Annotated in this window: 34 protein-coding genes; 1 reads left to right on the top strand and 33 read right to left on the bottom strand. The window is 40.9% G+C overall.

Annotated elements, in window-relative coordinates; all coding sequences use genetic code 11:
- Positions 1–6: 6 nt before the first annotated feature.
- The 3 genes from ACQ31U_RS10960 to ACQ31U_RS10950 are packed head-to-tail and all read right to left on the bottom strand — an operon-like array spanning position 7 to position 963.
- Positions 7–387 (bottom strand): TIGR03745 family integrating conjugative element membrane protein, encoded by a 381-nt coding sequence (locus ACQ31U_RS10960; RefSeq protein ID WP_431052000.1) that lies wholly within the window; start codon positions 385–387, stop codon positions 7–9.
- Positions 388–424: 37 nt separating this feature from the next.
- Complete coding sequence (locus tag ACQ31U_RS10955; RefSeq protein WP_431051998.1) at positions 425–652, bottom strand: DUF3262 family protein; 228 nt, start codon at positions 650–652, stop codon at positions 425–427.
- Entirely contained in the window at positions 652–963 is a 312-nt protein-coding gene (locus tag ACQ31U_RS10950; protein WP_431051997.1) for an RAQPRD family integrative conjugative element protein, read from the bottom strand. Before ACQ31U_RS10950 ends, ACQ31U_RS10955 begins: the two co-directional genes overlap by 1 nt.
- Before the next feature lie 130 nt (positions 964–1093).
- Between ACQ31U_RS10950 and ACQ31U_RS10945 the strand changes: the two genes are divergently transcribed.
- Positions 1094–1612: a hypothetical protein gene (locus ACQ31U_RS10945; RefSeq protein WP_431051996.1), complete on the top strand. Its 519-nt coding sequence runs from the start codon at positions 1094–1096 to the stop codon at positions 1610–1612.
- 22 nt (positions 1613–1634) lie between these two features.
- On the opposite strand, the gene ACQ31U_RS10940 is transcribed toward ACQ31U_RS10945, so the two are convergent.
- From ACQ31U_RS10940 to ACQ31U_RS10795, 30 genes are all read right to left on the bottom strand, one after another.
- The gene (locus ACQ31U_RS10940; protein ID WP_431051994.1) at positions 1635–2339 is read right to left on the bottom strand and encodes a TIGR03747 family integrating conjugative element membrane protein; all 705 of its coding nucleotides are present in this window, start codon (positions 2337–2339) and stop codon (positions 1635–1637) included.
- Positions 2340–2681 carry a hypothetical protein gene (locus tag ACQ31U_RS10935; protein ID WP_431051992.1) on the bottom strand — a complete coding sequence of 114 codons (342 nt, stop codon included), beginning with the start codon at positions 2679–2681 and terminating at the stop codon, positions 2340–2342.
- Positions 2682–2693: 12 nt separating this feature from the next.
- Positions 2694–4856, bottom strand: a complete 2163-nt coding sequence (gene traD / locus ACQ31U_RS10930; RefSeq protein ID WP_431051990.1) for a type IV conjugative transfer system coupling protein TraD — start codon at positions 4854–4856, stop codon at positions 2694–2696.
- Positions 4853–5371: an integrating conjugative element protein gene (locus tag ACQ31U_RS10925; protein ID WP_431051988.1), complete on the bottom strand. Its 519-nt coding sequence runs from the start codon at positions 5369–5371 to the stop codon at positions 4853–4855. Before ACQ31U_RS10925 ends, traD begins: the two co-directional genes overlap by 4 nt.
- The gene (locus ACQ31U_RS10920) at positions 5368–5598 is read right to left on the bottom strand and encodes a hypothetical protein (protein ID WP_431051986.1); all 231 of its coding nucleotides are present in this window, start codon (positions 5596–5598) and stop codon (positions 5368–5370) included. Before ACQ31U_RS10920 ends, ACQ31U_RS10925 begins: the two co-directional genes overlap by 4 nt.
- A 104-nt stretch (positions 5599–5702) precedes the next feature.
- Positions 5703–6434, bottom strand: coding sequence for a lytic transglycosylase (locus ACQ31U_RS10915; RefSeq protein ID WP_431051984.1), 732 nt, complete (start codon positions 6432–6434; stop codon positions 5703–5705).
- Complete coding sequence (locus tag ACQ31U_RS10910; RefSeq protein WP_431051982.1) at positions 6410–7207, bottom strand: TIGR03759 family integrating conjugative element protein; 798 nt, start codon at positions 7205–7207, stop codon at positions 6410–6412. The genes ACQ31U_RS10915 and ACQ31U_RS10910 overlap by 25 nt, the downstream gene beginning before the upstream one ends.
- Before the next feature lie 5 nt (positions 7208–7212).
- A complete protein-coding gene (locus tag ACQ31U_RS10905) occupies positions 7213–7875 on the bottom strand; it encodes a hypothetical protein (protein ID WP_431051980.1) in 663 nt (220 codons plus the stop codon).
- Positions 7876–7981: 106 nt separating this feature from the next.
- The gene (locus ACQ31U_RS10900; RefSeq protein ID WP_431051978.1) at positions 7982–9529 is read right to left on the bottom strand and encodes a PcfJ domain-containing protein; all 1548 of its coding nucleotides are present in this window, start codon (positions 9527–9529) and stop codon (positions 7982–7984) included.
- Positions 9530–9698: 169 nt separating this feature from the next.
- Positions 9699–10136, bottom strand: a complete 438-nt coding sequence (locus ACQ31U_RS10895) for an antirestriction protein (RefSeq protein ID WP_431051976.1) — start codon at positions 10134–10136, stop codon at positions 9699–9701.
- A 69-nt stretch (positions 10137–10205) separates the two neighbouring features.
- Positions 10206–10553, bottom strand: coding sequence for a hypothetical protein (locus ACQ31U_RS10890; RefSeq protein ID WP_431051974.1), 348 nt, complete (start codon positions 10551–10553; stop codon positions 10206–10208).
- Between the two features lie 90 nt (positions 10554–10643).
- Positions 10644–11090, bottom strand: coding sequence for a hypothetical protein (locus ACQ31U_RS10885; protein WP_431051972.1), 447 nt, complete (start codon positions 11088–11090; stop codon positions 10644–10646).
- A 24-nt stretch (positions 11091–11114) separates the two neighbouring features.
- Entirely contained in the window at positions 11115–11591 is a 477-nt protein-coding gene (locus ACQ31U_RS10880; protein WP_431051970.1) for a JAB domain-containing protein, read from the bottom strand.
- Between the two features lie 79 nt (positions 11592–11670).
- Positions 11671–12318 (bottom strand): DUF3560 domain-containing protein, encoded by a 648-nt coding sequence (locus ACQ31U_RS10875; RefSeq protein WP_431054337.1) that lies wholly within the window; start codon positions 12316–12318, stop codon positions 11671–11673.
- 143 nt (positions 12319–12461) lie between these two features.
- Positions 12462–12914, bottom strand: coding sequence for a DUF3577 domain-containing protein (locus ACQ31U_RS10870; RefSeq protein WP_431051968.1), 453 nt, complete (start codon positions 12912–12914; stop codon positions 12462–12464).
- Between the two features lie 941 nt (positions 12915–13855).
- Entirely contained in the window at positions 13856–14758 is a 903-nt protein-coding gene (locus ACQ31U_RS10865; RefSeq protein WP_431051966.1) for an SPFH domain-containing protein, read from the bottom strand.
- A gap of 216 nt (positions 14759–14974) precedes the next feature.
- Positions 14975–17008 carry a DNA topoisomerase III gene (locus ACQ31U_RS10860; RefSeq protein ID WP_431051964.1) on the bottom strand — a complete coding sequence of 678 codons (2034 nt, stop codon included), beginning with the start codon at positions 17006–17008 and terminating at the stop codon, positions 14975–14977.
- A 301-nt stretch (positions 17009–17309) separates the two neighbouring features.
- Positions 17310–17549 carry a hypothetical protein gene (locus ACQ31U_RS10855; RefSeq protein ID WP_431051962.1) on the bottom strand — a complete coding sequence of 80 codons (240 nt, stop codon included), beginning with the start codon at positions 17547–17549 and terminating at the stop codon, positions 17310–17312.
- Positions 17550–17575: 26 nt separating this feature from the next.
- On the bottom strand, positions 17576–17893 hold the full coding sequence (locus ACQ31U_RS10850) for a hypothetical protein (RefSeq protein ID WP_431051960.1): 318 nt from the start codon (positions 17891–17893) through the stop codon (positions 17576–17578).
- Between the two features lie 276 nt (positions 17894–18169).
- Complete coding sequence (locus tag ACQ31U_RS10845) at positions 18170–18439, bottom strand: hypothetical protein (RefSeq protein ID WP_431051958.1); 270 nt, start codon at positions 18437–18439, stop codon at positions 18170–18172.
- A 29-nt stretch (positions 18440–18468) separates the two neighbouring features.
- Positions 18469–18762 carry a hypothetical protein gene (locus ACQ31U_RS10840; RefSeq protein WP_431051956.1) on the bottom strand — a complete coding sequence of 98 codons (294 nt, stop codon included), beginning with the start codon at positions 18760–18762 and terminating at the stop codon, positions 18469–18471.
- Between the two features lie 55 nt (positions 18763–18817).
- The gene (locus ACQ31U_RS10835) at positions 18818–19009 is read right to left on the bottom strand and encodes a hypothetical protein (RefSeq protein ID WP_431051954.1); all 192 of its coding nucleotides are present in this window, start codon (positions 19007–19009) and stop codon (positions 18818–18820) included.
- Positions 19010–19048: 39 nt separating this feature from the next.
- Entirely contained in the window at positions 19049–19489 is a 441-nt protein-coding gene (locus tag ACQ31U_RS10830) for a hypothetical protein (RefSeq protein WP_431051952.1), read from the bottom strand.
- The gene (locus ACQ31U_RS10825) at positions 19486–19686 is read right to left on the bottom strand and encodes a hypothetical protein (protein ID WP_431051950.1); all 201 of its coding nucleotides are present in this window, start codon (positions 19684–19686) and stop codon (positions 19486–19488) included. Before ACQ31U_RS10825 ends, ACQ31U_RS10830 begins: the two co-directional genes overlap by 4 nt.
- A gap of 345 nt (positions 19687–20031) precedes the next feature.
- On the bottom strand, positions 20032–20526 hold the full coding sequence (locus tag ACQ31U_RS10820; RefSeq protein ID WP_431051948.1) for a hypothetical protein: 495 nt from the start codon (positions 20524–20526) through the stop codon (positions 20032–20034).
- A gap of 25 nt (positions 20527–20551) precedes the next feature.
- On the bottom strand, positions 20552–20986 hold the full coding sequence (ssb, locus tag ACQ31U_RS10815; protein ID WP_431054336.1) for a single-stranded DNA-binding protein: 435 nt from the start codon (positions 20984–20986) through the stop codon (positions 20552–20554).
- 206 nt (positions 20987–21192) lie between these two features.
- The gene (locus tag ACQ31U_RS10810) at positions 21193–21735 is read right to left on the bottom strand and encodes a DUF3158 family protein (RefSeq protein ID WP_431051946.1); all 543 of its coding nucleotides are present in this window, start codon (positions 21733–21735) and stop codon (positions 21193–21195) included.
- Between the two features lie 13 nt (positions 21736–21748).
- A complete protein-coding gene (locus ACQ31U_RS10805) occupies positions 21749–22474 on the bottom strand; it encodes a PFL_4669 family integrating conjugative element protein (RefSeq protein WP_431051944.1) in 726 nt (241 codons plus the stop codon).
- Positions 22475–23147: 673 nt separating this feature from the next.
- Positions 23148–24425: an STY4528 family pathogenicity island replication protein gene (locus ACQ31U_RS10800; RefSeq protein WP_431051942.1), complete on the bottom strand. Its 1278-nt coding sequence runs from the start codon at positions 24423–24425 to the stop codon at positions 23148–23150.
- A 63-nt stretch (positions 24426–24488) separates the two neighbouring features.
- Positions 24489–25058, bottom strand: coding sequence for a DUF2857 domain-containing protein (locus ACQ31U_RS10795; RefSeq protein WP_431051940.1), 570 nt, complete (start codon positions 25056–25058; stop codon positions 24489–24491).
- Position 25059 lies beyond the last annotated feature (1 nt).

Below are 25059 nucleotides of genomic sequence, written 5' to 3'. Positions count from 1 at the left end.
GATGAACTACAAAATATCGGCAGCTTTGGTTAGTAACCAGATTATGATCACAATTAAAATTGCCCCAACCAGCGCGGTCATACCGAGATCACTCCATTTCTTTTTACCGTCACTGATTTCACGGTAGGTTGCCAAACAGCTGCTGGCAACTTGATAAAATGCAACCGCTGAAATCAGTAATCCGGCTAAAATACCCGCGTCATAGGCATAGTTTTTGATTGTTTCGATAACCCCCTTACCAGCCCCACGCGAGGGGTCTTCCATCTTTGGCAAATCAGCAAGTGCGGTATTTGCGGTAAATACATTGATTAACGCCCATAGTGCGAGACATTTCCCTTGAAACATTGTGCGAGAGTGTTGGAGATATTTTTTGAATAGAAATTTCATAGTGATTTTCCTTAAGCGAAAGTAAATAATAGGCACATCACAGAACGACAAATAAAACGATGGTCAATAACACGGCTGCTCTAACGAAAATCACACCCAAATCTTCATTTCTCAGCATATTTCGCCCCCAGCCTTTGTATGCACTGTTAAATATCCACGCGATCACAATGAAAAAGAACGCAGCGAATACGCCGACAAACAGAACATAGCTGGCTGAAACTGAGCCTGCGATGGATTCATACGCGGTAATACTTTCCGTACTCATCAATACCCCTTACGGCTTTTCTCGTAATCTCCGCTCAGCTCTTTAATAGCTGTCGGAGGACGAGGTTGAGCGCGGTTGGTATTGAGATAACGATGAATACCGGCACGAACGGTCGCAATATCTTGACGTGCTTTGCTGTAGTCAAAATAAAAGCGTGTTGAGATATTGGCGTTTGCATTGGCTTGTGCGCGAAGCAATGATTGCTCTGCTGCATTGAGTTGTTTGATGGCTTGATCTAATTCCATTTGTTCATTAGCATGGGCAAATGGAGTCAGCATAAACAGAATGAAGTATGGTATGAATTTCCGCATAATTTCCCTCGCATTGTTGTCGTTCTGCGAGAGCCAGTGTGCGAAAATTAAAATAAAAATTTAATAGGAAATTATTTTCCCATTTGAAACAAAAAAATTTTGCTATTTTTAGAAAGTATTCGGAGGAAATATGACAAAATCAGAGGGAACAAGGCCAGGCATTGATTGTTTTTTCGGTTTGCCACAAGATGGATATTGGGAGTCAAATACAAAACCGGAGTGGTTTGCTAGATTTCCAATGGCACTACTCAGAACAAAATTAGATAAATATCCATTCCCATCATTTGAGGAAATCCCAGATGATACAGAAAATATGATCTATCCGAATTTTACCGATGTTCATTTTTATGTAAACCCAGCTCTTCAGAATAACTATAAAATACTGTATGTTGATGGGTTTAAGATTCTTTCAGAAATGTATCAGCCGTTTACAATACACCCTGAACGTTGGTACAAAATCAAGTGTTATCTATCCAATGGCGAGATTGAGTATCCCGAACTATCGAGTAACTGCTGTGTACTTGATGGTCGTCACCGCATATTAATGCTTATGAAAATATATCAAATAACAATGATACCGATGGTAATTGATAGCGAGGTTTACGATCAATTTCTTCAAATAGCCCTTCATAAAGATATACTACGCTGATTCCGTCGCAGCGTACCAATATCTACAAATATTTTTTAAAGCTGGCGGATGTGATTGAAATGGCTAATCCCAACAATATGGCCGCGGGAATTAAAATAAAATTGGGGTGAACGGAAAATGGAATAGCAAGATAGATCATCCAAGCCACCGTTAAAATCGGAAATACGGTGCGCTTGGCGTGGTGATAGATAAAGCTAGATTCATAGCCATACCCAAATCGGCGGATATCGCGCCGCACCAAGCCGTCGGTCAAGCCCACAATAGCGGCAAGCAAAAACAAAGGTGAGGTGAAGACGATAATGAGTACCCGAATAATAAAGGTGATCGTGACATAGATAATGGATTCAATATAAGCACGAGCATAAAAATAGACATAGTACGACATACTACCATGCGCATGCTGCGCCTCAAGCCAGCGCGCTAAGCCAGTTTTCACAAAAAGGTACTCGTGTACCTGAGTAATCACGTATTCAGCAAAACCATGTGGGGAGGTGTGTAACAGGCTTTGGGTAAAATCAGAAGTAAACCAACTTATCTCCGTCAGCATCATCTGCTGGCTATGGCGATAGCCTTCATCTGGCCAGAACCATGTGATCCCAATCCACTCAAAAAGAATACTTAAAATTAATGAAATGATCAGCACGCCGAGAATTCGGCTGAACAGGGAGAATAACCGACTAAACAGCCCTTGGCGCACTTCACGGACTTGCCCTTGTTCTGCTGCCATTTAATGTACCTTACCGATTTGAAGCGAAGTGTCAAAATCAAAGGGTAATTCACTAGCATTGACCGGCTCAACGTAACACTGTAACAAAATTTCATCATCAATATCATGGGACAGCTTCACGACATAGGTTCTGAGCTCCTCACTACGGTGTATCGCATCGAATAAGGGTGTCACTTCAAAATTTTGCTCGGCAAAATAGCGTAATAAGGCTTTGAGCGATTTATGTTGATCGTATAAACCGATTTGCAAATGCGTGTTCAGCATCGGCATAACCGACGCTTCTGGGCCAGATACGGCGAGATTACTGACCCGTAAATCATCTTTATCATAGCGGTATTTCATTTTATTTTTCCTTTATTCAACTGAGCTATCGGACATTGGCAAGATGGGGGTTTCTACTAATTTTTCAAAGGCGGCAATCGCTTCAGCGGACGGTGAATAATGGTACGCCGCTTGTGACCAAAGGGTTTCGCCAGTTTGATAATGTTCTTGCATATAGCCAGCCAGTTGTAAAATGGACGACGGCATAAACTCATCACCATCAGAAACGGGTAATGGCATTCTGATTTTCCACAATTTACCGCCCTCCAGTAAAGCAAAGGCTTGTCCTTTTGGCAACTGTATTACATTTGACGGTGTGATCATCGGCACTTTTTCAGCACTGATCCGGTCTTGCGTATTGGAGGTAAAATCTTGGTGACTGCTCGGATCACTGTTATCCGTTACGCCCGAAATCGTGGTATTTTTCAGTATATCTACTTCATGCAACTGATTGGTTAGCAGCTCTGCTGTCGCCGGCTCTCGCACGCGTAGCATAATCAAGTTATTAAAGTTACCGATCACCTGTCCCGCTTTGGCTTTATTGCCAGTTTTCGCTTCGATGTCAGACAAGGTTTGCGTATACGCCGTGACTTGAATCCCTGCGCCCCCACCTTTATTAATCAGCGGAATAAACTCCTGCCCCATTAGTTCGTTGAATTCATCACAATGAAGATTAATCGCTACTTTTTTTGATTTACCGCTTAGTTCTTCCGGCAAGCCGTCATCAATGCCATACTTATAAATATGACCTGCCATCGAGACGAGATCAGCAAACATTGAATTACCGACCGCACTTGCTACTGTGGTATCCGATAGCGCGTCTAATCCAATATACACAATCGCACGTTTGCGAATGACTTCTTGCCAGTCGAATATCGGTCGCTCATCATGAATATTGTTATAATTTGGCGCGAGCAACTCGGCAATCTTACCCGTGGTCAGTTTTTCCAGCAATGGCAGAAGTGAAGCAACAATCTTATCAAAATAGGTTTTATCGTAGCGTACCGCACTTCGCAAGCCGTCTAAAATGGGATCATAAATTTTGCTCGTTGTTAAATACTGCTCAAGTGCAACCACGCGTGGATCACGCCCAATCATATTGCGTGGCGTATTTTTATCATTAATTTTGGATGCAGATGCCGCAATACTGTCCCAGGCTTTTGGATCGTGCTTTCCCAGATAATGTGTAGCGTAATCAATAAACAATTCATCGATATTTTGTACATAGCGCGCAATGCTAGGGTAATCTGGTCTGCGCCCCAATTCTACTTGCGCACGGGCAATAATATTGACAAACCGCCATGCAAACTCCTTAAATGCGGCACTGTTTCCCTCACTGCTTAACTGTCCTGAAATTCGCCCAGCAACCTCGGATACGCGCCCAAAACGCCCAACAGCATTATATCGTGCTGAAATTTCGGGCCAACCTAGATGAAAGACATAAAAGGCGTTATCACGCCCAGCACGCTTCGCTTCGGCATACATCCGTTTGAGCATATCCGCATCGCCTTTCGGATCGAAAAACACAACGACTTCGCGATCGTCCGCTTTTTTGCCGCGATGAATATCTTGCGTAACCAGTAATTCAGCCAATCGTGTTTTCCCAACCCGTGTTGTCCCCAATACAATAGTGTGTCCAACGCGCTCGCCCAGCGGCATCATCACATCACTTTCGTTCAATTCAATCCCGTGGATCAGTGGACTGCCGCCAACCGGCGGCAAGGGGCGAAACGGATTGCATCTAACGTCTTTTGCCAGCCATCTTGCCAACCAAGGCAAACTATCCTCAAACCGCTTTTCAGCTTCACGTGCCCATAAATAATACGCCGGCATCTTCACGTAGTCCGCCATTTCCGGACGCAAACAGCTATAAAGCCGCTGTGTGTGCTTTTGCTCCCAAACAAACCCTTTCCCTAAAAATAAATAACGCTGACTGATCGGTACTTGTTTACTGCTCAGAGCGTAATACGGCAGGCGACGAATATTTTTACGCTGACGTAAAATCATCAATCCTTGTCTTGCGCGCACGTAGGCAAGACCAGCAAAACCTGCTGCCATGCCATAACCGATACTGGGCGTTAAAGCAACTGACCAAGGGGCGTAGAGACAAATTACCGCTGCGCAAAGCGCAACTACGGCGGTATTTAGCTCAACTGCTGGGCGCAATACGGTTTCGATCACATGCTTATCACTCATTGATAAATCCCATCGGCAGTTAATAACGCTGGATACGTCGATAAATTGAGGCGTTTGGCTAAATCATCTGCGCTCACCGGCAAGAGCGGTAGCTCCGGCGCAATTGCGCGAAGTTGAAGCAACTCGTCAAAGCTACTGACATTGACTACCAAACCTGTCGCATTCAGTTCTAATAGCCGCACTTTATTTTTATGCAGCCACTGTTGCGAATAGCCGTCGCTGCCCAACAAAAAGAGCGGCTCTATACCGACTAACGGCTGTGAAAATGTTTGAGTATTGACCTTGCCCGGCGACATCAAATGCGACACAATCGGCAGTAAATCTTTTTCTTCCAAGGTTGGCGGCACGGCGTTTGGATAGACATCTGCCATGTCATCATGCACCGGTTGCAACGGTTCATAAAAGCGCACCGCACTTTCACCGCCGACATCGGCAATCACGCGCAATGCTGCTACACTAATCTGGCTACTCAATACCGCAAGCATTACAAGGCAAACATGGTATAATCGGCTCATCCTGTTTTCTCCATACTGTCCATACCGATAGCACGGCTGATTGTGGCTCTAAGGTGGTCTAAATCGGTCAGCCAGCAGGTTTCACTTAATGCAAGTCGCATTTGCTCCGCACCCTCTTTTAAGGTCTGCTCACAAAAAACACGAACAACGGGGTCATGTGTACTTAATGCAATGACGCGTAACACATGCGTCAGCGCATCCGGGGTCGATACAGCATCATTTGTCATAACATTTTTCTCTCCAAATTATGGTGAAGACTGTTTTGATTGCTTGATCGTGTGATAAATATTGCAGCATACCGTCAAAATCATGTTTTTCAGTCTTGTCTTCATCATAAATCCTTATTTTGTTTAGGCTCAAGCCACACTAATTGTGTTTGATGCGGGGAAATCCAGCGAAGTGCGGTATCCGGCTCAGGCATGTAAAGAATAGATTCAATACCTTGCTCAACGGTTCTAATTGGCAGTGCAGAAATTTCTTGTGGCGGGTGCAACGGTAATATTGTTGTTTCAGGCGAGGTATAAGCCCCTTTTTTGATTTTGGCTAAATGTGTCCGAATATTTTGTTTGTAACGCGCCGCCGGCGTACCACCTTTCGGGTGATGATAGCAACCGGCTGCATTAACCCAGTCTTTGTGGGTTCGATAACAATTTTTTAGGATGATAGAAGCCACTCGAAGATTTTCCATTGGCTCAAAACCTGCGCAGTGACTGGCAAAAAAATGCTTGCCATTCCAGCCGATATTGACCTGTGCAAGCCCAACATCGATATTCTTTAACGAAAATTTCCGAACAAAATTTTCCAACGCTGAACATGCTTCTTGCCTTGTTGGATAAAAATAGCTTTTACCTTTGACATTCAGTGTCCACGGCCAGGGTTTCACCGCTTTTGAGGTTAATTTTGTTTTGCTTTCATTCAGAGAGATGGCAAACAGCATTTCCGCCGGCACACCTTGTTCAGCGGCGATTTGCTGATACATCGGTGGAATAGCTGCAGCAGAACCGATAAAAATCGGTAATAGCAAGAGCAAGAAATTGACTAATAGTGTTTTACCACGTCCCATGTTCCCCCCTTAAATACCACGGGCATTTTACCGTTTGCGTGCGTAAACCAATATCCTTGATCGTGATTGAGAGTGATACGGCGTGCTTTGACTTGCTCAATGTCGATTTGATGTTTTTGCGCCCAACGACGCACTGCATTATCATCATTGCTCGTGCCGACAAGATAAATATCGACCGCTTTACCGCTTTGTAGCACATCCGTCAGCGCAACATCACACCGCTCACAATTTTCCGTCCGAGTAAAAAAGACCAATCGTCCATTGTCTTGCCCATGATTGACATCCATGGTTTGCTCACTGATTGGATTGATATTCGGATAGAGCTCTTTAAACGCGGCATCATACGCCAATTGAAATTTGAGTTCTTTTTCGACTCGCTCAAACTCTTTTTTTGCTAAAAGACGGGCATATTTCATGCGCTCAAGCTCATTTTCGGCTTCAATGCCTAGCATGGTTAGCGGATCAAGATTTGGTGACCAAATTCCGCGCTCACTGCGTTTCAAGGTTTCATAGCGTTCCCACTCCCGCTCATCAAGCCCCCATTGTTTTGACTGTATATGGTTTGGTTGAGCGTGTTTTGACTGAGTACGTTCATTTTCTTGCGTTTGTGCTCCCTGAACTGTCGCATCGATATTTTCCACGTGTTTGCGAACCGACGGCAAGGTAAGAACAGGTAACGCGGAATTAGCTGAAACCACCGAGGGCATTAAAAGCGCAAATGCCCAGCAAGCAGCTAGCGCAAAAGAGATTTTTAATGGTGCGCGCGTCATCATGCCTCCTAATTGTCAATTTCGTCTTCTGCAATTACCTGTGTGATGGTTTCAACCGAGGTTGAAATCACTTTTGGTGACCGCACTTGCGGAACATCTCGTTGATTGAAACACACGGTTCGGGTGATGTCGTTCAGGGTTAGCTCATACGCTGGACCGGCTAACATTTGTAGCGCATCGCGTAATTGCATCGGACCAAAGCGGTAGTGGACTTTCGGTAGCGGTCGGGAAAACAAAACACTCACATCAGAATGACCACTGCACAATTGAAGACCACTCTCTTTCAGGGCCGCTCTAAAGCCTTGCTCAACTGTCGCCGTAAATTGCTTCTTATTGCGTTGTGCGATATTCACTTCGACCAACTGATCTAACAGGTATTTTTGCCCACCTTGCGGAGCTGCGCCGAGCAGCAAATAGCGATCATAGCGAACGACTTCCGGATTCTCCGTATAGGTCGTTTGATAAATATCTGGGGTGATCACCCGTTCTTGTGGCTTCGGTGGCGATAACGGCTGATTCAATACGATGTTTTCTTGATTAATCGATTGAGAACCCAGTATCGGATACTCCGGTAATGGGTAAGATTGACTGGTATCACTGGTTTGTAAGTGCGGTGTACATGCGCTCAATACCAGGATAAAAGCTGAGACAATTATCGGTTTATTCATCATTACGCTCTCCCTATATCTGAATTTATCATTGCCGACAATACGCACTATGGCGAAAGCACATACAAATTTGAATAATTAATTGTTTTCGAGAAATTGATAAAAAATTTTAGGTTTGAGGTAATGGCACATTAGATGGAGCAATATCTTGTTGCTGATTAAAATATTGACAAAATAGCCGATTGATTTTTTTTATTGTTGTGGAAAGGGGTTGGTTATACGGGCCTCTCAGTTGCTCAATCTTCCAAGGGGCAGATTCAGAAGTGCGGTACAAGCCCAATGTTGCGCGGTGCGTGTCATTTCCCAGCAGATATTCCACGGAAAACACACGATAGCGATTATCTATGCAACGCTGAACATAGCTGAAAATACAGTGATGCATGTCTTGCCCTTCATTAAATAGTGCTTGGCCAGAAGTCAGTGCGGTAAATTGCACGTGTTTTAATTGATAGGTTTCAACTGAAGATGTCCAATGATATTGCAGTAACCTCTGATGTTTTTCATCTCGCAGCTGATTTTCAGCATTAATAAGTCTTTCATGCCACTGACGACTTCGCACCAATAAATTTTCCCATGATGCGGGAACATGTTGTTCTTCCACTGAATTTAGCCAATAATCTCGGCAGTCTAAAACCTCGTCTTTCGCACGGGTCTTTAAATATTCACGTAGCTGGACAATCCCTTCGGTACGCCAACGGTGAAGGGAAAAACGGATAAACAGACGGAGAACGGCTAATTGTTGTTGTGTAGTCCCGAAATCTTGCCATATTGAGTGGCTTTGGAATAGAAAATGGTTTAAACAGACCGGTAATTTTTCCTGTATGCCGTGTGAAACGAAATAATACAAATCCTCACCACCCCAACGGCGGACAACATCATGTGACTGTCTTTTCAACCATCGCCACTCCGCCTTAGATTGCGGAAGTTGAAAATGATAGGGCTTTTTCCATCGTTTCGGATGAAGTTGTGCTTCCCCCAGTTTATCAACCCAATACGCATAACTGAACAAATTCGGATCACGCCAATATCGCGGTTTAATATGGCGTAGTAATGGAAGTAAGTTAGAATAATCGTCTGCAACCTGATTAAATGCGCTAAGGTGCGGTTGATAAAACGCATAATAGCTCAATGTCATACAGCGGAAGTAACCTAACCGTGCCAGCATTGAAATCACTGGGCGATCTAAAAAATGCTGCCATAGCCAAGCCATAATCCTTTTGTCATGGGTAAGCGTATTTTTAAACACCGGTGAGAAGGTGAAACGTTTATGAATTAATGATTCACACACCGAATGAAAAATACCTTGATGCAAATCACGGTGTAACTGAGTAATAACCGCTCCTTGTATTGCATAAAGCAGACCGCCACTTCGACTATATAATCGAATGTCCGGACAATGCCGAAACCGATAATCGCCTTTATGGTAATAGCAGGTGTCTTTTTGCCAGAGACGCGTTTTTAGTGAAAAATATTCAGCACGAATTCGCCCCGTTTTTAAATTGCGGCAGTATCGAAAAAAATTAAAAAATGTTAATGTGGCTTCTGTTTCACTGATGTGTAATGTATAAGGTTCATACAGACGATAGGTGAAAATAACATCACACACACGCCGATAATAAGCCGTTGTTTCAGCACAACCAAAGAGTATTTCTCTCACACGTTTTCCTTTACTTATTAAGAAACTTCCTTCGTTTTGATGTGATACCACTGTAGCAATGGTGACTGTTGGAAATAAGCATTTATTATTTTTTTCTGGCGAACAAAAAACATAAAAAAGCAGCTACCCAGTGAGTAGCCGCTTGATATTTTGACTTACAATAATATTTTCAATCAATCAACGCATAAATTAAGCTGGATTCTGGATGTGCTGGAAATTCACCACCAGCTCCAAAAATATAATTGCGTAGCAGATGATAAAACCGCCCAAACAATTCCGCATATTCTGCAGAACAAAACGACAGTTGGCTGAAAGCATATAAATTCGCCACCATAGAAGCCGCTTGTGGACTTAAATGATATTTGCGCCCACCGGGACTAACGAGATGTAATGTATCAGCGGAAGTTTCCAACTGAAAATAAAGTCCGCTGTTCGGCAGAAGATAGAGTGACCAATCACCGCCGTTATAATCAGCACAGAGGCGATCCATGTTTGAAAATAGCGCATTTTCAAAGCTGAGTTGATGAAGATAACCCAACCCAAGACGTTTTAAATCTGCCGACATATCATTTGACTTGATGGCAAGAACTACGGTTTGTGTTTTCATTGTGATATTCCTTCTAAGAACCGAGGGAATATCCCTTGTGGGAATATTCCCACAAGGGTAAAGTTAAAATTAAGCTGCCTCGTCGGTATAGACCGCTAAAGCGTTAAAAAAATCTGCTTCGGTACAAATTGCTTCACCATCAATGCAGAAGTGAGTATCTGTACCATTCACAAAACAGTTGATATCAGCCTCTTCCCACGGCTCAGTCAAACCACTCAGTTCACAAAACAGGTTTTCCAGATTGCTAAGAACCAGACTTTGATAAACATTGCCCAAGTGCGGTATATCCTCACTGTAACGAGCCTGCTCCCAAACGTCTTTGTCTTCTACTGAGCGACGGAAGCGGAAAAGAATATTTTCCCATTCCGGCAAGCAGTGGCTGACAGAGTTGGTATAAAATGTGGTTAAAAGTCCCATAATATTTCTCCTTTCATAAAAGAACGAAAGCGAGAAATCCACTCCCGAAGGGAATGAATTTCCCTTCGGAAGTGTAAAAATAACAGTAAATTAACGGATTTTGATGTTACCTGAAACCGTATTGGCATCGCCATGCAGTGTGTCGCAATCAATATTGCCAGAGACCGATTTTGCGTCACCCGCAATATCACCTGTCACATGAATATCACCACTGGTGGTATCTGCACGACCGACATTGCCGTTCACCGTGACCGCTGCTGTAACAGACTCAATACGCGCCACATTACCGACTACTTCAATTTGGATAGTGGGGCCTTGGTCCAATGTAATGACTTGCCCATCGACGATGAGATAAGCATTTGGCGCTGCCAAAACAGCACCATCACCTAAGATGGTCATATTACCTGCAATCATATTTTTAACTTGTCCGCCAGCAACTTGTACCGAGTCTGGATGACCGCTAAAAACTTGTTGAATAACCGTGTTTTCATTGATTTCAATCACTTTTTTACCGTTGATGTAAATACCTTGTTTCATATCAATTTCCTCTTAATGTAGAATCTATAACAGACCTTGTTCCGCGAATGACGTGGTTTCCTGTCCGGCGACAATGATGTGATCTAACACACGAACATCAATTAATTCGCATGCATCCTTAATCTTCGCGGTAATTGCCCTATCAGAATCACTGATATTGGGATTGCCAGAAGGATGGTTGTGAGCCAACATGATCACAGCTGCATTGAGTTCTAGGGCTTTTTTCACGATTTCGCGCGGATAGATATGCGCGGCATTAATTGTCCCTGAAAATAAAATTTCGGATTTAATCAATGCTTGATTGTTATTCAAAAAAAGAACACAAAATTGTTCCCTCTCTTCAAGCCCTAGCAGCAACTTCAGGTAATTTTTAGCGATTTCAGAATCATTAATCAAAAGCCTTCCTGCTTTGTAGATGGGGTGACTTTCCATTACGCCAGACAAAATCGCTAGGGCTGAGTTGATCACAGATTGCTCTGTTGTAGTTAATAATTGAGACATAGAATATTCCTTCAAAAATGAGGGAATATCTCCCACAGGGAAATATTCCCCTGGTGGGTAAATAATGGAAAATGCGTGATTATGCCCAAAGTTGCTGCGCTAATGAGACTTTTTTCTCGAGCTCTTTAACTGCATTTTTGGCATAAGTCAGTGAATAACTGTGTTCACGTTTTTCGGGTTCATTTTTCAATATTTGATGTTTTTCCTTGGCTTTTGCCAATTCAAATGCAAAATAATCCAAACTTTCTGGCATGGACAAATCAATTTTGCCAGCCATCGCTTCCCAGTAGGTAATTTTATGGTCATAGCTTTTTGCTTTGTCCATTTCGGCAACCGCATTGTCCATACGACGGGCATTACGTTCAATTAAGGCACGGTGTTTTTTCTCGCTATGGTGACCAATTTTTATCGGTTCACCAAGGCTTAAAAAGTCACTGCCTTCTTGAGCTGCCTGCCAGTGTTGCTCACTGCGTTTGTTGGCATTTGCCGCATAACTTTGATAACGCTCGGCTCTCGCTTGGGCGCGCGCTTGGCTGTCTAAGCCATCACAACGGACAAACGAATAGAAGTAACAATCATCGTGTTGTTTCACAAGATTGAACACTTCTACTTCGGTTTTTTTGCCGTACTTACTGGTAAGTACGATAATGTCACCTTTCGTATGCGCTTCAGGGCATTTTGCAACAAACACTGTCGGTGCAAATTTTGCATAAGTATTGAGGTTCATAGATACTCTCCTAAAATAAAAAATCAGGGGAATATCTCCCATGGGAAAATATTCCCAATGGGGTAAATGAATAATAACTTGAGGTAACATCGGTCAATATCCGAAGATATTGACCGAGTTGATTATGCTGCTTGTTGTTCAGCTTAAGCATTTGCCTCGGACTGTTCTGTGTTAGTCTGTGCATTACTTTGGGCTGCTTCACTGTATTTTAACACGCCGTCAATCTTTAAGGATTTAATGCGTAACAAACGGCCTTTCAACATTACGCCGGTTTCACCTTTTCTTGACCCTTTCTCATAGACAAAGGTATCAGGATAAATATCACCGACGGTAACAGACGCTAAGATTTTTTTCTCCTCTTTGCAAGCTTGTTCACTGCGCTGGATAAGCGATTTCGCTTTTTCGCCGGATACCCGTACATCAACATAGGTATATTCGGTATTATCGGAATCGCCACGCAAAAAGGCTAACGAACACGCATAAAAGCTATCACCTTTTTTCGGTTTCACTTCGCGAATACGGTTAATGTAAGCCAATCCGTTTAAGTGAAGGTTGAAATAGATGGTATCTTTATCATTTGAAGTTTGGGTAGTCATAATGTTTCTCCTCAGAAATAAAAAAAGCGGAGAAACATCTAACCCAACACGGGATAAACGTTCACCGCTCGGGTAATAGACAAGTAGGTTTGAAGTAAACACTCGTAAGGTAAAACTTACTGCCTGTTTCAGAGTGCGCTAGGCATATTGGGCTGGTCATCGTTCTCTACGAGAACCGCACGTTTCAGACCGGGTGCTTGGGCTTAAGTGCTATCAACGATAGTGGCTTAATGTGGACCATTTAAGCGTATCTTTGCCCAAAAAATAAGGCTTTTTTATTCTCGTATTTGAAACAATTTATTTTATAGGAAAATCAAAAAATTATGATAAAAAAGCGGTAAAGAGGGAAGCCGCTGAAAAAACAGCGGCTTCGGGTGAAATGGCGATGAAGCCGATGATGGGAATGCGCAATAAGGCGCATATTTGAAGTAAGGCTAGAGACGAATGAACCGGTTAATAACATCGATCCTCGTTAAAATCTATTTACTACCGTCATAAATCCTCGATTACTATGTAGCCACAAATCGATTATCAGCAAGGCGCTTTACTAAGCACAAAGGGCTCTCATTGTTTCACCGGCGAGCACCGGTTATGATAAACAGCTGCGATAACGCAAAGAGCGGAATACACTGATTGCAATATATTCTGATCTTTGCGTGATAACCTTGATAAAAAGATGAGGTGATAACCGATCACCTCGATGATATGAATGCATTCGCCATTCGCAAGGAATGAAGTCCGAGTTTCAGAATGCGTCACATTCTAAAGGTTCAAGTCAATTAGAATGCTCTAGCGGACATCTGGGCTTGCCTGCTAAGGTGAGTTCGCTGTACCTTAACAGTCGTAGGGCGTAGCTTGATGCCGACAAACTACAAACGGGGTTATGAAACAATGATAGCACAGTAAAAGCCGTCTTTACTAGAGACGGCTGCCGTAACGGGCTATTGAATTGCTTTTTCGACTGCCGTTGCAGGTAATTGCAAGAAAGGAACGCTACTACCGGGGATCATGGTTTGAGGGAGTTCACCATTCCATTTTTCAGCAGACGTTAAATTCACTAACGATGGGTTTTGCCGCAACGCCTCTCCTCTTAGCTTAATTGCCTCAGCTTCAGCCGCACCTTTTAAGCGAATAGCTTCCGCTTCGGCATGAGCAGAGGCTAATCTGGCATCAGCCTGTGCTTTCGCTTGCGTAACAGCAATCTCAGCATTGATTTTTTCGGTTTCCAAATTTTGGCGGCGTGTCGCAATGGCAACCTCTGCTTTCATTCGGTCTTCAATCGATTTCTCATAGGCATCAGAAAAATCAATATTTTCCACTTGAACGCCGTCAATAATAACCGGACCAGATACGGCTTTTTTTACGGCATCACTGAGCTCCTGAACAAACTGTGGTCGTTCTTGTACCGCCGTGATAGCATTGTATTTTCCAAAAATATTTTCAATTTGTGTATAGAGTTGCCGGGTTAAAAGACGATCACGCATATTTTCTTCGCTACCATACTGAGAGTACAGTGCGCTCACCTCTGATGGCGGGATATGGTAGCTGACCGACACAGTCAAAACGGCAGGTTGTTGATCGCGGCTGTAGGCCTGTACATTATTTGCAATGGCATTTTTATTTTGTACCGAAATTTTCTTAATTGAATCAATAAACGGGATTTTAAAGCCCAATCCCGGTTCAGCAATATCGATAATTTTACCATAGCGCAACTTGACCGCTCTTTCACCTTCATCAACGGTATAAATACCAGATAGAAGCAAAAAAATACCGAATAAAATAATCGCCACGAATGTAGATATTTTAGATACAAACAAGGATATTTTGGATGTTTTATTAGGCATAATTACCCCTTAATTTTCTAGTAATGATAAAATGATGAACATTCAAAATAGTTGCTCATCCATGTAACCGAATTGGAAATTTCAGTGCTTCAATCAAGATCACGGCTGCCAAAAAAGTGTGTCCCCAAAAGAGACCAAAGCGCCTTTGAATTAAGTAATCTAGACCGATATAAACATTCGCACCACTGAACATCAGTAAAATCACCGCTATCACACTCATACATCTCTCTCTTTTTTCAATGTTTGTCGTAACGCATTCATATTCTTAGAAACCTGTTGTTTCGTTCGTTTTTTAGGGCCGCGGATATTTTCGATCGCTTTGCAATTTGGATAAGCACTACAGCCCCAAAACTCCCCGTTTGCACCTTTGCGTTTGCGCATCGGCGCACCGCATTGGGGACAAATTTTCGTTGGCGTGCTGCTGATTTTCATCGAAATACCGCTTGAGGACTGCACTACATGACGAATAAACGCATCTTGCTTTGCCATAAAATCGGCTAACTTGAGTTGGTTATGGGCAATATCATTGAGTGCCTGCTCCCATAACGCCGTCATACCTGGATCTTTGATAATCGACGGTAAGCTGTCAATCAATGCGCCGGCGGCGACTGTTGAAACAATATTTTTCTTCTGCTTCACCAAATAGCCGCGCTTGAGCAAGGTTTCGATCACACCGGCGCGAGTTGCTTCTGTGCCTAGCCCCTCGGTTTCTCTCAATCGTTGCTTCAAGCGAGGATCTTGCACAAATTTTGCGGCGTTTTTCATTGCACTGATTAACGTACCTTCCGTATAAGGCTTTGGCGGCGATGTTTGCATAGACCGCACTTCTGCCTGACAAATTCGGCAAGCCTCACCGTGTGATAATAGTGGTAATCCCTGTTGTTCCTCATCATTATCCGTCGCATGTTGTGTAAATAGGATTTTCCACCCCTTTTTAATCACGACTTTGCCAGCCGCCGTTAAGATATGCGTGCCACTTTGCAATTGCACATGGGTTCTGTCTTCTTCGTATAACGGCAAAAATTGCGCAAGATAATGCCTACGAATTAAATCATAAACACGTAATTCATCTTGGTTCATCTTACTTAAATCCACCTGACCCGTCGTCGGAATAATACCGTGGTGAGCAGTAATTTTGCTGTCATTCCAAATCCGAGAGCGTGCCGAAAGATCTAAATGATTGATGATTTGCTTTAAATTGGGATCGGCATGAGCAACCGCACGGATAACGTGTGGAATATCGGCAATCATCGATTCTGGCAAATAACCGCAGTCTGTACGTGGATAGGTTGTCGCTTTATGAGTTTCATATAACGATTGTGCGATATCAAGCACCTGCTGCGCGCCCAGCCCCCACAATCGTGAACAGGCTTGCTGCAACGTCCCCAAATCGAATGCCAACGGCGGCGATTCTTTCATGCGCTTGGTATCGAGCTGAATAACTTTTGCGTTGCCGAGGCTGAATAATTGCGCCGCTACCGATTGAATGAGCATGTAATCAACACACCGTCCCTCATCATCACAACTCGTTTCAGGGGTTTGCCAGTACGCAATAAACTGTTGCGCTTGCGAATTAGCTAAGATAACCGGTAATACATAAAACGGCTTAGCGATAAAATTCGCAATCTCACGGTCACGCTGTACCACAATTGCCAATGTCGGGCTTTGTACTCTCCCGACAGATAACACCCCGTCATGCCCCTGTTCACGTGCAAGCAACGTGAATAAACGACTGAGATTCATGCCAACAAGCCAATCTGCGCGAGAGCGTGCTAAACCGGCATCGTATAACGGACGAGTTTCAGCATCAGATTTTAAAGAAGAAAGCGCTTTTTTAATGCTACCGTCATCAAGTGCGGATAGCCATAAACGCTGTAATGAACCACGATAATTAGCGGCATCAAGTAGCTCACGCGCAATCACTTCCCCCTCACGGTCAGGATCGGTTGCAATCACAATATGGCTGGCTTTTTTAATCAAACCCAGCACAATTTTGCACTGCTTAGCGGTGTCCGGTTTTATTTTCATTTGCCATTGCGCCGGCACGATAGGCAAATCATCAATAGACCAACGCTTATAAGCTTCATCATAATCATGCGGATCGGCTTGTTCCATGAGATGCCCAATTCCCCACGTCACGATAGTTTGTTTATCGGCACTCGCAAGCAAACCGTCACCACGCTGAATCGCCCCGATAAATTTACCAATATCACGCCCTTGAGATGGTTTTTCACAAAGAAAAAGTTTCATGTGTCATCCTCTCGCCCAGAGCAGTATTACTACATAAATTGCAATTATATTAATGAATGAAAAAACCAAGCCCATTATTAAAATATAGTCAATTAGATGGTTAAGGCTTTTGAATTTAGCTTGTATAGCAATGATTATAGAAATACTTAAGGGTACAATAATATAAAAATAGCTAATATGTAAAACAGTGCTAAGTATAAATAATAGGAAATATCCTACTATAATGCATAACAGAATTGAGTAATCAATAAGTTTCACTGTCAGAAATCCTTTTGTATAAGAGTTAAATACTAAACAACATTTATCCTATTTTTGGGCTATCCGATTGAGCAACTTTTTTGGATTTCATTGCACATTTCCAACGCCGTCTTTTAGCAATTTGTTTGGGATTTTCTTCATAGCAAGCCTTACACCAAGAGTGTAATCCCCATTTGCTTTTTTTCTCTTTATAGAAAAATTCAAGATCTGCGGGATAATATTTTTTGCAGCAAGAACATTGTAATTCAATACCACATTCAGTTTCGGTGAAATTTCTTGCCATATCACACACCATATCAAAATTTTTATTTATCTTGATTTGTATGTTTTTGCAGTTAAATATATAATTATTGCCAGTTTTAAAATAACAATGTAAATCAAATTAGGGGCGGTTGTAGAAAAAATAAATAAAATAAACGTTGAAATCAACAGAATACCAATCCCATGACCCATGTTATTTTTTAAATAATTATTTCCCAAAGATACACTAAGTTTCATAATAATAAAGCAAATTAATAAAAAAGATAATGACACAAAAGGATTTACCAATAATATCAGGCTTTCCAGTGGATTACCCCCAAATAAGTCTAACATTACTTTTTTAGATGCTTCATGCATAGTGGTCATAGCTTTCTCCTTACCAAAATTCTTAGATTTTAGTTATAAAATGGAAAAATTCATCCCATAACTAAAAACAAAATATCATCACATTAACGTCTTTTCGCACGATTTCCCCATTATTTAAAATAAACTTAGGTTCGATATAATAAAGTTTTTTCGTATCTCTAAAACGATGTGACTTTAGTATACGAACTAAGTTACCTTGATTATCAGGGATTTTTATGTACTTTGGATGATCTATCATAATTATAATAATCTACCTCGTGTTTCAATATAATAAAGTTATGCTTTTAACAATCCTGATTCGGATTCTATTTTTTTCTTTACTAGAAAAAACTCATATGGGGTAATTTCTTTATACTTACTAAAATTTTCAGAAAATTTTGCTTTAAATAAACTCTCAAAATTATCACTTTCTTTAGACCCCATAAAATTTCTAGGAACGAAGCCTATTTGGTTTAAAATGCGATCGGTTATATCAATTACATCCTCATTACTTAAACCGGGAAGACTATTTCGCACAAAGGCTTGCATATTTAGTTTTACTCCCATTATTCCTCCCTCCACTTAAAAACTTTTAGTTATTTATAATCTTTTTCATAAGAAAGAATACAATTATTCTGTGGAATAATCATAGTTTTACCTATTTTTATTGAAACATAAGTATAAGTCCCATCTAACCTAACTAACTCCTTACCAATATCACTCATAAAAACATTACCATTTGAATAGCACTCTATTTTATACTCTATTGCAGATTCTTTCTTATTGATAGCGTCTAATTTTAGATACAATAAAATAAAAAAAACAAGCATAATAATCACTATTAACATTAGTCCAGAAAATCTATTAATTATTAAGCCTAATTTTTTCATTTTTTCTACCCTCTAATGGGAAATAGGTATCTCTAGCGGAAATTTATATCAGAATTTAATCAGATAGCTCTGAATTTTTTAATTTATCAAGTTCTTTTTTATACCCAAAAAGAATATCATTTAATATTTCTTGTGAGGATGCTTTTATTATCCCAGCCTCAATTTTTTGTATTTCACGTTCCAAGTATTTTATACGAATAATTTTGTAGTCAATGTGATATTCATCTAGAAAAATTTTAGCATTCATGGTATTTCCTATTCAAAAATTTTTAATCATCTTTCACCGTTAATCTAATAAATATTTTTCTTTAACTTGTTCCTCAAGTGTTTTTCCATGTTGCAGTATGGTTCTGCAAAAGTCATCAATGGGAGTGTTATCTCTAATAAATATGTACTCTATATATCGCTCTCTTGCCTTATTTTTTATGTGTAAAATATATTTGTAATCATCTCTAAGAGATAGAGCAAGAATAGGAACAAATATAAATACGGGGAATAATATAGTTAAATATAAAAATGATAAATCAAAAATATAGATTAAAAAAATCATTAAAAAACTCATCACTCCTAGGGCTATCAAAAATAAAATAAATTTCTTCTCCATACGTTGGTTGTGGAGTTTTTCAAAATAATAATCAAATCCATTTAATTTATATTCTAGAGCAATGAGTTTTTCCATAATCTCTAAATCTTCATCATACTGCTCTCTAGCACCAAGATCACTCATATTGACTCCTCAGGTTTTTTCTTGTTTTTATCAACATACTCATCTAAATCAGATTCTGAAACGGATTCCAGCCCCTTAGCAAGAATAGCATGTAAAATTTCAGTTTCCTTAATCATGGATTGAGTCCTTATTACCGTGGAAATTGTCATCTCTTCGATTTTTTTCCATAAAGCTTCATTAACATACTTAGTAGGCATACTATCTCCTCACATTATTATACTTATTATTTTCTTGCTAAAAGAATCACAACACAGATCATCATTGAAAGTATTCCTAGGGAATGTATTGCGCTAAATGGTGAATCTTGCATTTGAGCCGAAATTTTCTCATATACGCTAAAACCCATCATATTCACGATAACAAATAAAATAATTGAGATAGCTCTGATTAACACCTTCATCTTTGTACTCCCTTTATTGAATTCTTATTTCTTAGATTACAAAAAATAAAAAAAATAAGATATAAGAAATTATTTCTTAGATTTGGATAAAAAAATCCCAGCTTGCGCCGGGATAAAATGACTAAGGAGAATGTCTTTATTGTTATATAATTTTCAATATCCGCTGCTTAATCTGTGCGGCTTTCGCGTTATCGTTTGTCTTGACAGACCACTTCACCAGGACTCGTTTATCTTCTTTTTCCAATACAATGCTCAAATAACCGTAGTTAAAGGAGTCCGCCAAATGGTAATAAACCCCAGGTGTGGCATCGTGGATAAAACCATTACCAATTAGCACTTCTTCAGCCCATAGACGGTTATTCGAACCTTTAGAGCCTCCATGCTCTCTAATTGCCTCTTCACGCGTCATAAAGCCAAATTCACGCTTAAAACGAATATATAGCGTATCAATCTGCCGCGCTGATGTCGTACTGTCATCAAGGGTTGATTGGGCTATTGAAGTCGTACTCATCATACCGAGTGAGCGATTCGCTTGCTCCGCCCAATCTCCGACGCGTTGATTAAGTGCGGTCATTTCCGCACAACCACTGAGAACCAGAGATAATAGAAGGATTCCCCATATCTTAAATTTCATCATGAAACCTCACTATATTTACCAGCAGTTAAAATGGAATATCATCAAAGTCAAGCGGCGGCTCTTGCGCTTTTACAGATGAACTTTGTGAACTCTGTGCTGGTGCATTCTTTGCTTCACTGTTAGTCGGTTTTGGATCTAACAGTTGAAGTGTTTCAGCAATGATTTGCGTCGTCCAGCGTTCAACACCATTATTGTCAGTCCATTTTTGTGTACGAAGATAGCCTTCGAAGTATGCTTTGCTACCTTTGTGCAAATAGTCCTTAGCAATTTCAGCCACTCGACGATACAGCACAATTCTGTGCCACTCCGTCAATTCCTTGTTTTCGCCGGAGGTTTTATCTTTCCATGTGCGGCTTGTCGCGACACTTAAGGTTGCGACAAGATCGCCATTCGGCATTGCTCGAATTTCCGGATCTGCGCCTAAGTTGCCCAAAATGGTTACTCTGTTTACACCAGCCATCATTTACTCCTTGTTTTATGATTAAAGATATTTTGTCTCAATATCCCGATGATCGTATTTGCACCATATTCTCTTTCGGGGGTTTAAGGGGGCTGCGCCCCCTTACCTTTAAAAGGCCTTTTAGTGTAGGCTTTACCTACAAGGCTTTTACAGGGGTTACAAGCATGAAAAAATAGGGGATACGAGCATTAAAAAATAGAGAATACCTACAACGCCTTACCCTGAATTTCCGTGATTGGCTTTCCCTCATTTAATAATTGCTCCGCCGTATTCAATTTGTCTTCACATTCTCGTGCTTGTCTGATAATAAAATTCAAAATCGACATCTGCATATTGTAGGCAATCCGGTCTTTTTCGACCGCAATCAACGCTTTTTTCAACTCTAACGGCACTTCTGAACTCTGCACCAAATTTTCCCACGCTAGTTGCCCACCTTTGTTATTCTGCTGATTGCGCCAACGTAAGAAACGACCACCGGATGAATTATTGTTGTCTGCAACAAAGATCAACGGAAGATGGTTTAACGGATACGCATTGGCGCATTTCACGATATTTTTTGACATATTCAGTAATTCAACGCGTGCATCAAAAATATTCTGGTGTAGAACTTGATAATCTTCTGCTGAACCAAATTGTTTAAATATCCCTTTCAACCCATCATTCAGTGGTGTCTGAAAAATGAGATTTTGATATGATCCCATATCTAGGGCGGAATAATTGACTGCATCAGGTTTCGCTGGTTTTTTCATTGTCAGCTCCTTCTCAACTATTCTGATTTATCGGTTCTGAGGCATATTTTGATAAATCAACGTAAGGTGCATATTGGCTTCGACGTGTTCCACGAAAAATATCTTCTGGCACTTCACCGTATTTTTCGATTGCTGCTAGTGCACGTGCATTTTTCTGCAACACATCATCGCGGGTAATCCGCACCGCACGATAACGCTGAACAGCCGTATAAATCCGGCGAATAGGCTTTGAGCCTTTATCAAGCCAACTGCGCGCATCAAGCCGTGGAATTAACGCTAGATGCGCAGCAGTCATCACAGAACGCACCATGGCATCATATTCAGACAACAGGTAAATCAACAAAAAGCCGATTTGTGAATGGATCATTAATGATATTTTCACTGGATTAACATTGAAACTATCTTGGATATTTATGTCATCTGGGATTTTATTGGCGTAAATATCAAAAATTTGATCGACTAAACCGGCAATCTCTTTTCGTGCCTCGGTGATTTGTCGTTCTAATTCTAACAGCGCCATATCCGCATAGGGATCATTACGCGCTGAGTCATGGTGAATATTGGCAATAATGGCAAGGCAATTCGGCATACTCATAATTTTCACATTGCCGTCTTCATACTTTTTACCAGCCCAAATTTTTGTCGCTTGGTGGGTATGCAATGTCAGGGTTGAATTAGTACGTAGCTTGCCAATTTCCCCATTAATTTCATTTAGTTCATATTCGGATTCACTATTCATAATTAATCTCCTCTAGTTATGGAATGTCATCATAATAAATCGATGTTTTATGACAACGGATAATTAAAATCTCAATTAAAACAAAACTTCATACAGTTTAGTAATACTGCGCCTATTTTTTAACCTAACTGTGTACAGTGTTCACACTTTGCCTATTTTTTAACCTAACTGTGTACAGTGTTCACACTTTGCCTATTTTTTAACCTAACTGTGTACAGTGTTCACACTTTGCCTATTTTTTAACCTAACTGTGTACAGTGTTCACACTTTGCCTATTTTTTAACCTAACTGTGTACAGTGTTCACACTTTGCCTATTTTTTAACCTAACTGTGTACAGTGTTCACACTTTGCCTATTTTTTAACCTAACTGTGTACAGTGTTCACACTTTGCCTATTTTTTAACCTAACTGTGTACAGTGTTCACACTTTGCCTATTTTTTAACCTAACTGTGTACAGTGTTCACACTTTGCCTATTTTTTAACCTAACTGTGTACAGTGTTCACACTTTGCCTATTTTTTAACCTAACTGTGTACAGTGTTCACACTTTGCCTATTTTTTAACCTAACTGTGTACAGTGTTCACACTTTGTCTATTTTTTGCTCACCGTTTCCAGTGGAAGCACTTTATCTATTTTTTATTCACTGTTGCCAGTGGCAACGCTGTCTATTTTTCATTCACTATTGCCCGTAGGTGATATTCTCTTTAAATTCTGGCGCAGTGAACTGGCTTGCTGAGACATTTTGTGCAATTCACCTTTGCTGCGTTGGCGCATTGGTATTGATGTTATCGAATTGCTTGTTGTTACTGGAGGTTGTCCCAATTTTTTCTCATTCGATTTATTCACTAAAAAATGTTTAAACTCACCCTGAGCGGCACTTTTGATTAAGCTGCAAACATAGCCCACAGGCTTGTTGATATTACCTTGTTGAATACGTAAGGCTGCTTCCTCCAACACCGCTTGCCCCAGTGTTTCACCAAGGTTAAAATCCCGCATCATCTTCAAAACCGTATTTTTTTCCAATGCTGAAAATTTTAAAGAATCCAGTACAGTACTGATTTTTTTATTATAAGTACTAGTACTGTACTGATTTACTGAGTTCCCTGATGGAACTAAGACTGAAATCAAGGGTTTATCACTAAGTTCCCTCGTGGAACTAAGCGATTTTTGACTGAGTTCCATAGTGGAACTTGGTGAAATTGTACTGAGTTCCCTAATGGAACTAAGTGAATTTTGCTGGTTTTGACCAAGTTCCCTCGTGGAACTCAGTAAATGTTGCTGCTGGTTATCGAGTTTTTGTGACGATGATGAATTTAATGTTTGTGTCGTTTGAAGCGATAATTTTTGATTTTTCTCGTAGTGATAACGAGAGCGCATTAAATCAATATGCGAAACCAGATGTGACTGACCATCATCAATCTGCATATTTTTAACAATGTGCTGCGCCACACCTCGGATCATTTTATCGCGATGATGTGTTGCTTGTTCCAACATGTTTAAATAGTTTTCATTGAAATGAATACAATCCGGAATGCTCATCGGCTCATCATGAATAATATAAATATTACCGAGAATACGGCCTTGCTCATCGCGTGCTTTGCTACAAAAAGTGAGCCACCGAGTTAAACGTAGTAACAGTAATGTTTGACTAACGACTTTCTTAGACGCTTTTTCTTGCGTATATGCGCGATCAGACAGTAATTGTTGCAGTTCTTCATAAGATGGAAAGGCTGCACCACCAAATGCTCTTGCATTGTGTTTAATCACCTGCCATGCATAACGCGCACGACAGGTTAAAAGCGGATCTGTCAATAATCGAACCGGTACGGTATCGTGTGGATTCCCAAAATAAAGCAAACCCTCTACTGCTTCAGTAACCGCACTTTTTTGTTGCCGGTAGTGTTTTAATTTCCCTGTTGCATTTTCTACGATAGCATCTATACTGTTCATATTAGCTAATCCTGTTGTTTAGGATTTTTAAAACGAGAAAGTGACCGCTTTCTCGTTTTTTTCTTAGTGTTTATGGTTTGAGGCATCTTGCGTCTCCCATTTCTGCGCCAATTTCCACACACTCGTTACATTCATCTCTAATTCTTCTGCAATCAGCATCAGTGCATCGAGGGTCTCAATACTTTCAAATGAGGCTAAATCTGCCTTCATTTCTTGCCAGCGATACCAGGCTTGTGCCGATTGTTTTTCGCTACATAAGCAGTGCCGTCCCGGCTTTTTACTTTGCCCGAGTAAGCGGCGGCGTTCACTGACTTCGCCGTTAGTTGAACCAAAATAATAATTAATCAATTCGATCGTTGCGCCCAATATCAGCGCACGATCAAGTAGTTTTTGTGTATGTGAATACTCTTTGGCACTATTCACCATACGCATAAATAATTTATGATTAACTTCAATTTTTAAAAAAGGCGTTGAAATCTGCGCCAAATGATGAATTTCGTCGGTTGTTAGCTGCATAATTTCACGCAGCTCATTCTCCGTGAAACCGATCTGCTCACAGTGCCGTAAATTCCCTTCCTTGAGCTGCGTAATGACATGGGCAATTACGGCTTGATTAATTGATGAAATAACCATT

The sequence above is a fragment of the Testudinibacter sp. TW-1 genome, from assembly GCF_050613185.1.
Classification (GTDB): Bacteria; Pseudomonadota; Gammaproteobacteria; order Enterobacterales; family Pasteurellaceae; genus Chelonobacter.
This window is presented reverse-complemented; position numbering and strand designations above follow the sequence as displayed.

Coding starts and splice junctions, on each gene's coding strand:
- ACQ31U_RS10825 (WP_431051950.1), bottom strand. CDS start 19,686: ATGCCTACTAAGTATGTTAATGAAGCTTTATGGAAAAAAATCGAAGAG.
- ACQ31U_RS10910 (WP_431051982.1), bottom strand. CDS start 7,207: ATGATGACGCGCGCACCATTAAAAATCTCTTTTGCGCTAGCTGCTTGC.
- ACQ31U_RS10850 (WP_431051960.1), bottom strand. CDS start 17,893: ATGACCACTATGCATGAAGCATCTAAAAAAGTAATGTTAGACTTATTT.
- ACQ31U_RS10940 (WP_431051994.1), bottom strand. CDS start 2,339: ATGGCAGCAGAACAAGGGCAAGTCCGTGAAGTGCGCCAAGGGCTGTTT.
- ACQ31U_RS10950 (WP_431051997.1), bottom strand. CDS start 963: ATGCGGAAATTCATACCATACTTCATTCTGTTTATGCTGACTCCATTT.
- ACQ31U_RS10895 (WP_431051976.1), bottom strand. CDS start 10,136: ATGAAAACACAAACCGTAGTTCTTGCCATCAAGTCAAATGATATGTCG.
- ACQ31U_RS10945 (WP_431051996.1), top strand. CDS start 1,094: ATGACAAAATCAGAGGGAACAAGGCCAGGCATTGATTGTTTTTTCGGT.
- ACQ31U_RS10865 (WP_431051966.1), bottom strand. CDS start 14,758: ATGCCTAATAAAACATCCAAAATATCCTTGTTTGTATCTAAAATATCT.
- ACQ31U_RS10835 (WP_431051954.1), bottom strand. CDS start 19,009: ATGAATGCTAAAATTTTTCTAGATGAATATCACATTGACTACAAAATT.
- ACQ31U_RS10915 (WP_431051984.1), bottom strand. CDS start 6,434: ATGGGACGTGGTAAAACACTATTAGTCAATTTCTTGCTCTTGCTATTA.
- ACQ31U_RS10925 (WP_431051988.1), bottom strand. CDS start 5,371: ATGAGCCGATTATACCATGTTTGCCTTGTAATGCTTGCGGTATTGAGT.
- ssb (WP_431054336.1), bottom strand. CDS start 20,986: ATGGCTGGTGTAAACAGAGTAACCATTTTGGGCAACTTAGGCGCAGAT.
- ACQ31U_RS10845 (WP_431051958.1), bottom strand. CDS start 18,439: ATGGGAGTAAAACTAAATATGCAAGCCTTTGTGCGAAATAGTCTTCCC.
- ACQ31U_RS10840 (WP_431051956.1), bottom strand. CDS start 18,762: ATGAAAAAATTAGGCTTAATAATTAATAGATTTTCTGGACTAATGTTA.
- ACQ31U_RS10890 (WP_431051974.1), bottom strand. CDS start 10,553: ATGGGACTTTTAACCACATTTTATACCAACTCTGTCAGCCACTGCTTG.
- ACQ31U_RS10860 (WP_431051964.1), bottom strand. CDS start 17,008: ATGAAACTTTTTCTTTGTGAAAAACCATCTCAAGGGCGTGATATTGGT.
- ACQ31U_RS10820 (WP_431051948.1), bottom strand. CDS start 20,526: ATGATGAAATTTAAGATATGGGGAATCCTTCTATTATCTCTGGTTCTC.
- ACQ31U_RS10920 (WP_431051986.1), bottom strand. CDS start 5,598: ATGACAAATGATGCTGTATCGACCCCGGATGCGCTGACGCATGTGTTA.
- ACQ31U_RS10880 (WP_431051970.1), bottom strand. CDS start 11,591: ATGTCTCAATTATTAACTACAACAGAGCAATCTGTGATCAACTCAGCC.
- ACQ31U_RS10800 (WP_431051942.1), bottom strand. CDS start 24,425: ATGAACAGTATAGATGCTATCGTAGAAAATGCAACAGGGAAATTAAAA.
- traD (WP_431051990.1), bottom strand. CDS start 4,856: ATGAGTGATAAGCATGTGATCGAAACCGTATTGCGCCCAGCAGTTGAG.
- ACQ31U_RS10795 (WP_431051940.1), bottom strand. CDS start 25,058: ATGGTTATTTCATCAATTAATCAAGCCGTAATTGCCCATGTCATTACG.
- ACQ31U_RS10955 (WP_431051998.1), bottom strand. CDS start 652: ATGAGTACGGAAAGTATTACCGCGTATGAATCCATCGCAGGCTCAGTT.
- ACQ31U_RS10905 (WP_431051980.1), bottom strand. CDS start 7,875: ATGATGAATAAACCGATAATTGTCTCAGCTTTTATCCTGGTATTGAGC.
- ACQ31U_RS10855 (WP_431051962.1), bottom strand. CDS start 17,549: ATGGCAAGAAATTTCACCGAAACTGAATGTGGTATTGAATTACAATGT.
- ACQ31U_RS10875 (WP_431054337.1), bottom strand. CDS start 12,318: ATGAACCTCAATACTTATGCAAAATTTGCACCGACAGTGTTTGTTGCA.
- ACQ31U_RS10885 (WP_431051972.1), bottom strand. CDS start 11,090: ATGAAACAAGGTATTTACATCAACGGTAAAAAAGTGATTGAAATCAAT.
- ACQ31U_RS10960 (WP_431052000.1), bottom strand. CDS start 387: ATGAAATTTCTATTCAAAAAATATCTCCAACACTCTCGCACAATGTTT.
- ACQ31U_RS10810 (WP_431051946.1), bottom strand. CDS start 21,735: ATGAAAAAACCAGCGAAACCTGATGCAGTCAATTATTCCGCCCTAGAT.
- ACQ31U_RS10830 (WP_431051952.1), bottom strand. CDS start 19,489: ATGAGTGATCTTGGTGCTAGAGAGCAGTATGATGAAGATTTAGAGATT.
- ACQ31U_RS10805 (WP_431051944.1), bottom strand. CDS start 22,474: ATGAATAGTGAATCCGAATATGAACTAAATGAAATTAATGGGGAAATT.
- ACQ31U_RS10870 (WP_431051968.1), bottom strand. CDS start 12,914: ATGACTACCCAAACTTCAAATGATAAAGATACCATCTATTTCAACCTT.
- ACQ31U_RS10935 (WP_431051992.1), bottom strand. CDS start 2,681: ATGAAATACCGCTATGATAAAGATGATTTACGGGTCAGTAATCTCGCC.